This is a genomic window from Streptomyces inhibens, assembly GCF_003389455.1.
Lineage (GTDB): Bacteria > Actinomycetota > Actinomycetes > Streptomycetales > Streptomycetaceae > Streptomyces > Streptomyces inhibens.
Genome location: NZ_QUAC01000416.1, coordinates 1 through 12,186 on the forward strand (window position 1 = coordinate 1; position 12,186 = coordinate 12,186).

General features: G+C 71.3%; 13 protein-coding genes. 9 read left to right on the forward strand and 4 right to left on the reverse strand.

Features of this window, described 5'->3' with window-relative positions; all coding sequences use genetic code 11:
• Positions 1 to 64: 64 nt before the first annotated feature.
• Positions 65 to 676, reverse strand: a complete 612-nt coding sequence (locus tag DY245_RS36525; RefSeq protein WP_128511396.1) for a TIGR03086 family metal-binding protein — start codon at positions 674 to 676, stop codon at positions 65 to 67.
• 118 nt (positions 677 to 794) lie between these two features.
• Between DY245_RS36525 and DY245_RS36530 the strand changes: the two genes are divergently transcribed.
• Positions 795 to 1,622 (forward strand): helix-turn-helix domain-containing protein, encoded by an 828-nt coding sequence (locus DY245_RS36530; RefSeq protein WP_128511397.1) that lies wholly within the window; start codon positions 795 to 797, stop codon positions 1,620 to 1,622.
• Positions 1,623 to 1,695: 73 nt separating this feature from the next.
• Here the strand turns inward: DY245_RS36530 and DY245_RS36535 are convergent, their stop codons facing one another.
• Positions 1,696 to 2,304: a TetR/AcrR family transcriptional regulator gene (locus DY245_RS36535; RefSeq protein ID WP_128511398.1), complete on the reverse strand. Its 609-nt coding sequence runs from the start codon at positions 2,302 to 2,304 to the stop codon at positions 1,696 to 1,698.
• A gap of 111 nt (positions 2,305 to 2,415) precedes the next feature.
• Between DY245_RS36535 and DY245_RS36540 the strand changes: the two genes are divergently transcribed.
• Positions 2,416 to 4,068 (forward strand): FAD-dependent monooxygenase, encoded by a 1,653-nt coding sequence (locus tag DY245_RS36540; protein ID WP_128511407.1) that lies wholly within the window; start codon positions 2,416 to 2,418, stop codon positions 4,066 to 4,068.
• Here DY245_RS36540 and DY245_RS36545 read toward each other — a convergent pair.
• The gene (locus DY245_RS36545) at positions 4,025 to 4,765 is read right to left on the reverse strand and encodes an AAA family ATPase (RefSeq protein ID WP_128511399.1); all 741 of its coding nucleotides are present in this window, start codon (positions 4,763 to 4,765) and stop codon (positions 4,025 to 4,027) included. The two genes, DY245_RS36540 and DY245_RS36545, sit on opposite strands and share 44 nt — an antisense overlap.
• A 98-nt stretch (positions 4,766 to 4,863) precedes the next feature.
• Between DY245_RS36545 and DY245_RS36550 the strand changes: the two genes are divergently transcribed.
• The 4 genes from DY245_RS36550 to DY245_RS36565 all read left to right on the forward strand — a co-directional run bounded on the left by DY245_RS36550 (position 4,864) and on the right by DY245_RS36565 (position 7,953).
• Entirely contained in the window at positions 4,864 to 5,199 is a 336-nt protein-coding gene (locus tag DY245_RS36550) for a YnfA family protein (protein ID WP_128511400.1), read from the forward strand.
• Positions 5,200 to 5,281: 82 nt separating this feature from the next.
• Positions 5,282 to 6,040: an SDR family NAD(P)-dependent oxidoreductase gene (locus tag DY245_RS36555; RefSeq protein ID WP_128511401.1), complete on the forward strand. Its 759-nt coding sequence runs from the start codon at positions 5,282 to 5,284 to the stop codon at positions 6,038 to 6,040.
• A gap of 120 nt (positions 6,041 to 6,160) precedes the next feature.
• On the forward strand, positions 6,161 to 6,910 hold the full coding sequence (locus tag DY245_RS36560; RefSeq protein ID WP_128511402.1) for a DUF2306 domain-containing protein: 750 nt from the start codon (positions 6,161 to 6,163) through the stop codon (positions 6,908 to 6,910).
• Between the two features lie 113 nt (positions 6,911 to 7,023).
• Complete coding sequence (locus DY245_RS36565; protein ID WP_425329489.1) at positions 7,024 to 7,953, forward strand: serine hydrolase domain-containing protein; 930 nt, start codon at positions 7,024 to 7,026, stop codon at positions 7,951 to 7,953.
• A gap of 196 nt (positions 7,954 to 8,149) precedes the next feature.
• Here the strand turns inward: DY245_RS36565 and DY245_RS36570 are convergent, their stop codons facing one another.
• A complete protein-coding gene (locus DY245_RS36570) occupies positions 8,150 to 9,343 on the reverse strand; it encodes an RtcB family protein (protein ID WP_128511403.1) in 1,194 nt (397 codons plus the stop codon).
• Positions 9,344 to 9,505: 162 nt separating this feature from the next.
• Between DY245_RS36570 and DY245_RS36575 the strand changes: the two genes are divergently transcribed.
• The 3 genes from DY245_RS36575 to DY245_RS36585 all read left to right on the forward strand — a co-directional run.
• The gene (locus DY245_RS36575; protein WP_128511404.1) at positions 9,506 to 10,396 is read left to right on the forward strand and encodes a hypothetical protein; all 891 of its coding nucleotides are present in this window, start codon (positions 9,506 to 9,508) and stop codon (positions 10,394 to 10,396) included.
• A gap of 210 nt (positions 10,397 to 10,606) precedes the next feature.
• Positions 10,607 to 11,317, forward strand: coding sequence for a DUF3558 family protein (locus DY245_RS36580; RefSeq protein WP_128511405.1), 711 nt, complete (start codon positions 10,607 to 10,609; stop codon positions 11,315 to 11,317).
• Between the two features lie 123 nt (positions 11,318 to 11,440).
• Positions 11,441 to 12,186 (forward strand): DUF2637 domain-containing protein (locus DY245_RS36585; protein WP_128511406.1); only part of this gene is annotated, 746 nt, incomplete at its 3' end.

Below are 12,186 nucleotides of genomic sequence, written 5' to 3' on the forward strand. Positions count from 1 at the left end.
AGCGGGTGCCGTCGCCGCGGGGCGGCGCCGGGGCCTGAGGCCGGGCCCGGCGGGCCGGCTGCCGTCAGCCGGCCCAGTGCGGGTCGCGCCCCGTCTCCGCCAGCAGGACGTCGAGGTCCAGGGCGCCCGGCGGTACGGGGACCGGTTCGGCGAAGACGTTCATCTTCCGGGCCGTCGGCGCCATCCGTGCGACCAGCGCCCGCAGCTCGGGCAGGCACTCCGCGGCCGGCGCATACGCCTGGCCGGTCGCCCGCGCCACGTCCCAGGTGTGCACCGTCAGATCCAGCAGCACCATCGCCCCGACGGTCCGCGCCGGCAGTTGCATCCCGCCGCTGAGGCCCTCCTCGGCACCGGGCGCCGCCCAGGCCTCGGCCAGCCGCGCCGCCTCGTCCGCGAACCGGTCGGGCCACCGTGCCCCGTATTCGCCGAGCCGGTCCGGGGTGTGGCTGAAGTCCGCGTCCTTTTTGGCGGCCAGCGACCGGAAGGCGACGACCACATGGAAGAGGTGGTTGAGCAGCGCCCGCACGTCGTATTCGGCGCATGGCGTCGGCCGCTCCAGTTGGTCGTCGCGCACCCCGCGCAGTACGGGGAGCGCCGCCTGTGACGCGGCCTCCAGGAGCGCGCTGATCGGCGCAGCCGTGGGCGTTTCGTCCGTGATGTCAGGTGCGTCTGTCATGCCGATGACGCTACGGGCGGCGATCCGGCGGCGGCTTGAAGAAATGCGACAGTCCGGAGCCGTTGCGAGCGCCGCGGGCCCGGCCATGACCCATCGGACAGGCCCTAGGATCCAGGACATGGCCGCTCCACGGCGCGACACCCGGGGCATCGTCGACGCCCCCGAGCTCTTCACCCGGGTGCGGTTTCGCCGCCGCACCCCCGCCGCGCCGCTGCGTCCGTACGTCGAGCACTACTGGCTGATCGACTGGGACCTGTCCGAGCCGTACGCCACGCATGTCGTCCCGCACCCGTGCGTGAACCTCGTCCTCCAGCGGTACGCCGACCGTCCCGCGTTCGGCGAGGTCGCGGGCGTGGGGCTGGAGCTGTTCTCGCAGAAGCTGGTGGGGCGCGGCCGGGTGTGCGGGGTGCAGTTCCGGCCCGGCGGGTTCCGGCCGTTCGCCCCGGAGCGGCCGGTCACGGACTGGACGGACCGCCGGCTGCCGCTGGCCACGGTCTTCGGGGGTGTTGACGTGGCGCCCGCCGGGGCCGGCGCCGCGGCCGCCGTGCTGGGCCCGGACGACGAGGACGCCCGGGTGGCCGCACTGGACGCCTTTCTGACGCCGCTCCTACGGGCCGAGCCGCGGATCCTCGCCCAGGCCGATCTCGCCATGGGGCTGGCCGACCGGATCCGCACGGACCGTACGATCCGCCGCGTCGCGGACTTCGCACGGGCCGAGGGCCTGTCGGTACGGGCGCTGCAGCGGCTGTTCGCCGGGTATGTCGGGGTCAGCCCCAAGTGGGTGCTGCTGCGCTACCGGGTCCATGAGGCACTGGAGCGCGCCGCGTCCGGCGGGGAGGTCGACTGGCCCGCGCTCGCCGCCGAGCTGGGCTACAGCGATCAGGCGCATCTGATCCGCGATGTCACCGCGACGGTCGGGGTCCCGCCGACCGCGTACGCACGCTGAGCCCGCGGCCGCGCCCGCGAGCTCAGGGCTGTTCCGCACCCGCGAGCTCAGGGCTGTTCCGCGCCCGCGGATCTCAGGGCTGTTCCGCCGTCAGATAGCGCTGGACGGTGGGCGCCAGCCAGGCGACGACCTCGTCATGGCTGAGGCCGACGGCCGGCGGGAGGTGCAGGACGTAGCGGCACAGCGCCATGCCGAGGATCTGCGAGGCGATCAGGGCGGCGCGGGTCGGTGCCTCCTCGGGCACCGGGCTGACCGCGGCGAGGACCGGCCCCATCTGTTCGGCGAACACACCGCGCATCCGCTCGGCGCCCGCCTCATTGGTGACGCCGACGCGCATCATCGCCGTCAGGGTCTCGTCGCACTCCCAGCGCTCCAGGAAATGGCGTACGAGCCGGGCGCCGAGCTCTTCGCGCGGCACACGGGAGAGGTCCGGGGCGCGCAGATCGATCTCGGAGGCGGCCGCGAAGAGGCCCTCCTTGTTGCCGTAGTAGCGCATCACCATCGACGGGTCGATGCGCGCGTCCTTGGCGATGGCGCGGATGGTGGCGCGTTCATAGCCGTCCGCGGCGAAGCGGTCCCTGGCGGCGGCCAGGATCGCGGCCCGGGTCGCGGCGGAGCGGCGGGGGCGCGCGGGGTCGGCATCGGGCGCGGTATCGGCGGCGGAGGGAGCGTGTTCGGGCATGTCAACAACTGTAGGCCAACGACTGTTGACACGCCAGGCGCGGCCGCCCTACGCTTGCCAACAAGCGTTGACCAACATGCGTTGGCAGGGGAGGCGGAAGTCATGAACGGCATGAACGGCATGAACCGCAAGACGGGCGACAGTGGCACCGGACCCGGCAAGGCCACCAGCACCTCCAAGGCGCACAAGGCCCGCGATACGGACGTCATCGTCGTGGGCGCCGGCCCCACCGGCCTGCTGCTCGCCGGAGACCTCGCCGAGGCCGGCTTCGGCGTCACGCTCCTGGAGCGCCGCAACGACGCCACCAGCAACCTCACCCGCGCCCTGGTCGTGCATGCCCGCACCCTGGAGCAGCTGGACGCCCGCGGTCTCGCCGATGAGCTGGTCGCCGGCGGCCATCCGATATCCGGCCTGCGCCTCTTCGGGCAGGCCACCCTCGATCCGACCCAGCTCCCCTCCCGCTTCCCGTTCGTGCTGGTCACCCCTCAGTTCGAGGTCGAGCGGCTGCTGGAGCGACGGGCCCGGCAGGCCGGCGTCACCTTCCGGTACGACTCCGAGGTGCTCGGCCTCGCTCAGGACGCGGAGGGCGTCACGGTGCGCCTGCGCGACGCCGAGGGCACCGGCAGCGCCCGCGCCGCCTACGTCGTCGGCACGGACGGCGTCCGCAGCACCGTCCGCGAGGCCATCGGCCAGCCCTTCCCCGGCAGGTCCGTGATCCGTTCCGTGGTGCTCGCCGATGTCCGGCTGGCCCAGGAGCCCGACTCCCCCTTCGTCGTGAACGCCAACGATGACGCGTTCGCCCTGATCGGCTCGTTCGGCGACGGCTGGTACCGCGTCATCGGCTGGAACCGCCACCATCAGCCCGCGGACGACGTCCCCGCCGACCTCGACGAGGTCCGCGAGTTCACCCGGCTCGCCCTCGGCAGTGACCACGGCATGCACGACGCCCGCTGGATCTCCCGCTTCCACAGCGAAGAGCGCCAGGCGCCCGAGTACCGCGTCGGCCGGGTCTTCCTCGCCGGCGACGCCGCCCATGTCCACTCCCCCGCCGGCGGCCAGGGCATGAACACCGGCCTCCAGGACGCCGCCAACCTCAGCTGGAAGCTGGCCGCGGTGCTCCGGGGCCACGCCCCCGACACCCTGCTGGACACCTACCAGAGCGAGCGCCACCCGGTGGGCAGGATGGTGCTGCGCAGCAGCGGCGCCATCATCCGGCTCGCCCTGCTGCACACCAAGCCCGGACACGCCGTCCGCGCGCTCGCCGCCCAGGTCGTGAACCGCGTACGGCCGCTGTCCCGGCGCGCGATCCTCACCCTCTCCGGCATCGGTATCGCCTACCCCGCCGGGCCCGGCGCCCACCCGCTGGCCGGCCGCCGCGCCCCCGACTTCCGCCTGGCCGACGGCAGCCGCCTCTATGAACTCCTCCGCCGGGGCACGTTCGTCCTCCTCACCCCCGCCGACGAACCCACCGTCCCGCACGCTCCGACGAGCAAGGGAGCCCCCCTCCGCCCCGCCGACGACCGCGTCCGCACCGCCTGCTGGCAGAGCGACCGCCGCACCGCGCTCCTCATACGCCCTGACGGCTATATCGCCTGGGCCACCGACGCCACCGCCCCCGCCGAGCGCGCCGCGGCGCTACGCACCGCGCTCATCCACTGGACCGGGGCGCAGCCCGCGGGCGCCTCCCTGCCCACCACCCCGATCACCGCGCTCACCGCGCTCACCCCGGGAGCACATGCCGCAGATACGCCCGCGGATCGCTGAGATAGCGCCGCCAGTGGTCGACCAGCCCCAGCTCCGCCCACTCCACCGAGCGCATCCCGTGCTCACCGACCTCAACGATCTCGGCGCCGGGCAGCGCCGTCAGCAGCGGGGAGTGCGTGGCGCAGATGATCTGTGCGCCGCCGCTCCCCAACTCGTCCATCAGCCCGACCAGTTCAAGACAGGAGGAGAAGGACAGCGCCGCCTCCGGCTCGTCCATCACATACAGCCCCCGCTGCGCGAACCGCTCCCGGAAGGCCATCAAGAAGCCCTCCCCGTGGCTCATGCCGTCCGGGGCCTGGGACAGCCGCTGCGACTGCCGCTCCCGGCCCAGCGCATCCAGCGCCGTCTCGGCCCGCAGGAAGAACCCCCGCCGACGGACCCGCGGCCCGCGCACCATCCGGCGCCCCTCCCGCGTCGGATCGAACCGCATCAGACCGCCGAGCAGCGACGCCTCCCGCGAGCCGGCGTACTTGTAGCCGGCGGAGCCGCCGTACGAATCCAGCCCGAACCCCTCCGCCAGCGCCTCGGCCAGCGTCGACTTCCCCGAACCGTTCTCCCCCACCAGAAAAGTGACCGGAGCGCGGAACGTCAGCCCCTCCTCGGCCAGCTGGCGCACACACGGCACCGTCCAGGGCCAGCCGTCCTCGGCCGTCCCCTCGCCCTCCGGAAGGTCCACGTAAGCCCGTTCGATCAGCATGTCCCCGAAGCTCTCACACCCCACTGACACCCACCACGAGACCGCGGCCCGGCCCCGCACCCGGGCGGGCGGCCGCCGACCCTCCTTACGCTTTCCCCATGCTGATCGCCCGCTCCGCCGCCCTCTTCGTCGTCGCCGCCCTCTTCGAAATCGGTGGCGCCTGGCTCGTCTGGCAGGGGGTCCGCGAGCACAGGGGCTGGGTCTGGATCGGCGCCGGGGTGCTCGCGCTCGGCGTGTACGGCTTTGTCGCCACGCTCCAGCCGGACGCCGAATTCGGCCGCATCCTCGCCGCATACGGCGGTGTCTTCGTCGCCGGATCGCTGGCCTGGGGCATGGTCGCCGACAGCTACCGCCCCGACCGCTGGGACGTCATCGGCGCACTGATCTGCCTGGCCGGTATGGCAGTGATCATGTACGCCCCCCGAAGCCGCTGACCACGCCTGCATATCCTGGCCGCGCAGCACCCTCCCCGGCTCATGACGAGGAGGGGACCCCCATCGCCGCGAGGAGAGCGCCATGACCGCCGAGGCCCGTACCGCCGTCGTCACCGGAGCGAGCAGCGGCATCGGCGCCGCCACCGCACGAGCGCTGGCCGCGGCCGGCTACCACGTGGTGCTCACCGCCCGCCGCAAGGACCGCATCGAGGCGCTCGCCGCCGAACTCCCGCACGCCGAGGCCTGTGCACTCGACGTCACCGACCGCGCCGCCGTCGACGCCTTCGCGGCCTCCCTCGACCGCTACCCCTCCATCGACGTACTGGTCAACAACGCCGGCGGCGCCCTCGGCGCCGAACCGGTCGCCACCGGCGACCCCGCCGACTGGCGCGCCATGTACGAGGTCAATGTGCTCGGTGTGCTCCATATGACGCAGGCGCTGCTGCCCGCGCTCACCGCCTCCGGCGACGGCACCGTCGTCGTGCTCTCCTCCACCGCGGGCCACGGCACCTACGAAGGCGGCGGCGGCTATGTCGCCGCCAAGCACGGCGCGCATGTCATCGCCGAAACCCTCCGCCTGGAGCTGTGCGGCGAGCCGGTGCGCGTCATCGAGGTCGCCCCGGGCATGGTCAAGACCGACGAGTTCGCCACCACCCGCTTCCGCGGTGACACCGCCAAGGCCGCCAAGGTCTACGAGGGCGTGGACCATCCGCTCAGCGCGGAGGATGTCGCCGACACCATCACCTGGGCGATCACCCGCCCCGCCCACGTCAATATCGACCTCCTGGTGGTCCGCCCCCGCGCCCAGGCCTCCAACTCCAAGGTCCACCGCACCACTTGAGGCACCCTGCGGGCCCCGCCCGCCGGCACAACCACCCTCCGGAACACGGAGCCTGGGTACACCCCCAACCGGGTGTCCGGGCCCCGTGTCCCGGCCCGTTCCCCCCGCGACAGTGGACGCATGCCCTCCACCACGCACCGGGACCGCCGCCTGCGCACCGCCGCCTGGCTGCTCCCCCTCACCGCGGCAACCGTGCTCGTCACCTGCCAGGCCCTGACCGCCTACGTGCCGCCCGACCTGCACACCAGCCGCATCCCGCCGCGCAGCGACCTGCACTTCGCCCTCCTGGTGGCGCACATCTTCACCACCGCCATCGCCGTGCTCACCGGCCTCGCCCAGTCCTGGCCCTGGCTGCGCCGCCGCCACCCGGCCGCCCACCGCTGGACGGGCCGCGCCTACTTCTTCGCCGGCGTCTTCCCCTCGGCCCTGGTCGGCATCCCCGTCGTCTACTTCACCCCCCTGGGACTCAGCAACCAGCTGTCCCTAGGGGTCCTCGACGTCCTCTGGTTCCTCACCGGTATCGCCGGCTACCGCGCCGCGCGGCAGCGCCGCTACGCCGACCACAGGGTGTGGATGATCCGCAACTACTCCCTCACCCTCGTCGCCATCACCTCACGCCTGATCCAGCCCCTGGTCGAACACCTCGTGGCGGCCCAGCTCTCCGACCCCGTCTCGTACGCCGGCAACCCGCTGGCCGCCGCCCACGACATCGCCGGCACCACCTCCTGGACAGCCCTCGTCCTCAACCTGATCGCCGCCGAGTACCTGATCCAGCGCCACACCAGGACAGCGGCCCGCAGACGCGCAAAGGGCTGCACGGCGCCCACCGCGCCGCGCCGCCCTTCACCGAACCCTTCGCTCAGCCCTTAACGATGCACGAGCCGGTGCCCCTGGTGGCAGTACCGCGGTTGCCTCCGAGTCAGTGCTTGAAGGCGCTCACGTCTCACGGCTCGGTCTCCAGCGCCTCGCGGTCGAATTTCAGCATGAGGAGGAAGAACAGCCCGCCCGCGAGGAGCAGGCGACCACGATCACCACGGAGACGAGCGCCTCCCGGGGCGCCACCAGCACGAACAGCGCGACGAGCGTCCACACCAGCGCGCATCGACGCCAACCGTTACCGCCACTTCGCCCCTGAGGAGCTCGCACGCTTGGGCCTGCAGGCGGAACCGACGGGCAAGCCCGGCGAGAAGTGGTCCTACGCCAACGCCAATTACGTCATCGCGGGAATGCTGCTGCAGAAGGTCACCGGCGAGGATCCGCAGGAGTACATCACCCGCAAGGTCATCCGCAAGGCCGGGCTGAAGCACACCAACTTCCCGACCTCCGCACGGATATCCGGGCCGCATTCCAAGATGTACGAATCCTTCTACGGACTGATCAGCCCGGCCCGTGACTACAGCACGTACGACATGTCCTGGGCCGGTACCGCCGGGGCGCTGGTCGCGACGATGGAGGACATGAACGACTTCTACAGGGCGCTGCTGACCGGCGAACTGCTCGCCCCCGCCGAACTCCGCCAGATGCAGACCACCGTCGAGGCCAAGGACGGAGAGGGCAATCTGCTGATGCACTACGGCCTCGGCATCGCCGCGGTCGACACTGGGTGCGGGCGCTTCTGGGGACACACCGGCTCGGTGTGGGGCGCCGAGACGGTGACGTACTCGACGCCCGACGGCAAGCGCCAGATGACGTTCGGGCTCAACCGGGCCAAGTACCAGCAGATCGACGCGACGGGTCACATCAAGCCGGGGCCGATCGACGCCGCGACCGGGGCCTTCGCGGCGAAGGCGATGTGCGACAGCGATGCGCCCGCCGAGCCGCGACGGTTCGCGCACCCGGCCGCGCCGAAGGCCCTCGAAGGGCTGTCCGTCCCGCTCACCCGTCCGCTGGCTCTGCTATCGCCGGGTCGCTGACCCGGGACGTCCGCCGACTTCCGTATTCCACAGGCAGTTTGAGGGTCAGGGTGGCGACGGCGCAGGCGGGCGAGGGGCCGGGGTGTGCCCGTGCGCAGTCAGACGTGCTCCGGTATGCGCGACCCCGGTACGCGCGCCTCACCGCGGAACATCTGCGCCGTGTGCCACCGGATGCGCACGCCGTGGAGTGCTGCGCTCAGCCCTTCACGCAGACGACCTGCTTGAGCTTGGCGACGACCTCGACCAGGTCCCGCTGCTGATCGATGACCTTCTCGATCGGCTTGTAGGCGCCCGGGATCTCGTCCACCACCCCGGAGTCCTTACGGCACTCCACGCCCCGCGTCTGCTCCTCCAGGTCCTTGGTGGAGAACCGCTTCTTCGCGGCGTTCCGGCTCATCTTGCGGCCGGCGCCGTGCGAGGCGGAGTTGAAGGAGGCGGCATTTCCGAGGCCCTTGACGATGTACGAGCCGGTGCCCATCGAGCCCGGGATGATGCCGTACTCGCCGCTGCCGGCCCGGATCGCGCCCTTACGGGTCACCAGCAGGTCCATACCGTCGTAGCGCTCCTCCGCCACATAGTTGTGGTGGCAGGAGATCACCGGCTCGAACGTCGGCCTGGCCTTCTTGAACTCCTTGCGGATGACGTCCTGGAAGAGCGCCATCATCACGGCCCGGTTGTGCTTGGCGTACTCCTGCGCCCAGAACAGGTCGTTGCGGTACGCCGCCATCGGCGGGGTGTCCGCGATGAAGACGGCGAGGTCGCGGTCGACCAGGCCCTGGTTGTGCGGCAGCTTCTGGGCCTGTCCCATGTGGAACTCGGCCAGCTCCTTGCCGATGTTCCGGGAGCCGGAGTGCAGCATCAGCCACACCGCGCCGTTGTCATCGAGACAGAACTCGATGAAGTGGTTGCCGGACCCCAGCGAACCCATCTGCTTCGTGGCACGTTCCTGACGGAATTTGACGGCTTCGGCGACCCCGTCGAACCGCGCCCAGAAGTCCCCCCACCCCGCCGTCGGGAAGCCGTGCAGCGCTCCGGGGTCGACCGGGGCGTCGTGCATCCCCCGGCCCACCGGGATCGCCTGCTCGATCTTCGAGCGGAGCCGGGAAAGATCACCGGGCAGGTCGTTGGCGGTGAGCGAGGTCTTCACCGCGCTCATTCCGCAGCCGATGTCGACACCGACCGCGGCCGGGCAGACCGCACCGCGCATCGCGATCACCGAGCCGACGGTGGCGCCCTTGCCGTAATGCACATCGGGCATCACGGCCAGGCCCTGGATCCACGGCAGGGTGGCGACATTGCGCAGCTGCTGCATCGCGACGCCCTCTACCGTGGCCGGGTCCGTCCACATCCGGATCGGTACCTGCGCACCAGGCACTTCGACATACGACATAACTTCCTCATTCCCCCGAATTTATGAAAAACGCAAAAGCCGGACAAGATATCCGATCTTGGACGGTGGACCGGCGTGCGCGGCAAGACGTGCGATAGACATTGTGTCCACCGGCCGCCACTCGGCGGCAACCACATTTCGTAGGGGAAGGAGCCGCGAACGATGCCACGTAAGCCGTTCGTACCCGGTGCCGCATGGGTTGCGGCCGCGGCGCTGGCCGTCGGCCTCACCGGCTGCACCGGCGGCTCCGGCACCGACGGTGGTGGAGCCGACGCGAAGAGCGGTGACGCCGCCACCGCGAGCCAGGCCGCCGAACCGGGCCGCTATCAGACCCTCCCGGAAGCCTGCGGACTGCCCGCGCGCGGCACCGTGCGCGGCATGCTGCCCGGCGACGGCCAGCACCTGTCGCGCACCGAGGCCGAGAAGCTCTACGGCGGCCAGGCCGACATCACCTACGACACCGATCGCCGGGTCGGCTGCCGCTGGACCCGCGAGACCACCGCGGGCACCCGCCATCTGAGCCTCGACATCCAGCGCGTGGTCTCGTACGACGCCGCCGTGAGCGACGACGACAAGGCGCAGGGGATCTACGACAGCAAGGAGCTGGCCGCACAGATTCCGCCCGGCGGCACCGGCTCCTCCTCGCCCACCGCACCGACACCCTCTGCCTCGAAGGGCAAGGGGGCCGGCGCGGACGCCCAGGCGAACACCCCGGCCAAGCCGGGCACGTCCGGCAAGAAGGGGGCGGCGGCGTCCGGGAGCCCGTCGGGGTCGTCCGACCCGAGCGCGGACCCGAGTACGGACCCGAGCGGCTCCACCGCCCCGCGCGTCCTGGACGGCCTCGGGGATGCGGCGTTCCTCAATGACAGATTGATCACTGCGGACTCCGGTGTGCACCGTGATGTGACTGTGGTCTTTCGCACGTCGAACGTCATCGTGACGATCACTTATGACCAGTGGTCCACGGACAAGTCGATGTTGCCGGACAGCCAGGAACTGCAGGACAAGGCCCGTTCGCTGGCCGGCGAGCTGGTCGACAGCCTCAGCGAATAGTCCCGATAGAGCGGATTGGGCGACTCCGGAAAGAAGCGCCGAACGCCCGATTTGCACGTCGTTCTTGTCGACACGAACCGGCCACCCACCCCGCCGCGCCGCGTACCGTGCCGTCTAGCCCTGCCCCGTACGCGAGGCAGGGCGGCGAGCCCGCGGCCACCCCCATGGCCGCGCCACGCCGACCCGACGACGACGAACAGCGAAGGAACCATGCACCGTTCAGCCAAGCGACTCGCCAGCCTTCTCACCTGCGCAGCAGTACCGGTGCTGCTCGTCGCCGGCTGCTCCGGCTCGAACAGCGACAGCTCCGGTGACGCCTCCTCCTCCGCCAGCTCCAGCGGCTCGGTCAAGCCGTCGCCGACCGTCGCGGCCGCGAAGTTCAAGAAGCTGCCGAACCCCTGTGAGGCGTTCTCCAAGGGCACCATCAAGAAGATGCTGCCCAAGGTGAAGGACGCGTCCGGCGAGCAGGGCAAGTCCACGGACAACTCCGCGCACGGCACCTGCTCGTGGAACAGCTCCGACGAGAACGGTGTCGACGGCACCCAGTTCCGCTGGCTGGACATCGGCTACCAGCGCTACGACTCGGACCCCGGCGTCGGCTCGGGCGAGAAGCGCGCCACGGAGTTCTACACCAAGCAGGTCGCCGATGCGAAGGGCGTCTCGGGCGCCAAGAAGCTGACGACGGTCAAGACCTCCGGCACCGGCGACGAGGCGACCGCGATCACGTACGACGCGAAGAAGGAGGGCAACACGTTCAAGAACACGACGATCGTTGCCCGTACGTCCAACATCGTCGTCACGATCAACTACAACGGGGCGGGCCTGGCCGGCGCCGACACCCCGAAGGGCGCCGACCTGCTGAAGGACGCCCAGGCCGCCGCCAAGGAGGCGGTCGCCGCCGCCACCAAGGCGAACGGCTGACCGCAGCACCGATCGCCACCCCCGGGCCCTCTCCGGCCACGGCCGAGGTACCTCCCGGTGTCGCCGGGGGGCGGGTGTGCCACGCTAGGCCCGCCATTTCGCCGAGCCGGGGAGGGACCGCGGGTGTCCGCGACGCAGACGGCGCAGTTGACTCGTACCCACCGCATCCTGATCGGTGTGGTCATCGCCGGGGCGGCATTGATCGCGGCCATCGGCTTCACCGGCTCCTACACGGCGGTGCGCGAGCTGGCCGAGAAGAAGGGCTTCGGCAACTTCTCGGCCGTCTTCCCGATCGGCATCGACGCCGGCATCGTGGTGCTGCTGGCGCTGGATCTGCTGCTCACCTGGATCCGTATTCCGTTCCCGCTGCTGCGCCAGACGGCATGGCTGCTGACGGCCGCCACGATCGCGTTCAACGGCGCGGCGGCCTGGCCCGATGCGCTGGGCGTCGGGATGCATGCAGTCATCCCGCTGCTGTTCGTCGTGGCCGTGGAGGCCGCCCGGCACGCGATCGGCCGGATCGCCGACATCACGGCCGACAAGCACATGGAAGGCGTCCGGCTCACCCGCTGGCTGCTCGCCTTCCCCTCCACCTTCCGGCTGTGGCGCCGGATGAAGCTGTGGGAGCTGCGCTCGTACGACCAGGTCATCCAGCTGGAGCAGGACCGTCTCGTCTACCAGGCGCGGCTGCGGGCGCGCTATGGGCGTGCCTGGCGCCGCCGGGCCCCCGTCGACGCGATGATGCCGCTGCGACTGGCGCGGTACGGCGTCCCGCTGGCGAAGACCGCGCCGGACGGGCTCGCCGCGGCGGGCATCGAGGCGCCGGTGGCGACGACGGCGGGGGTGGACGCGGCCGGCCGGCCGCCGGC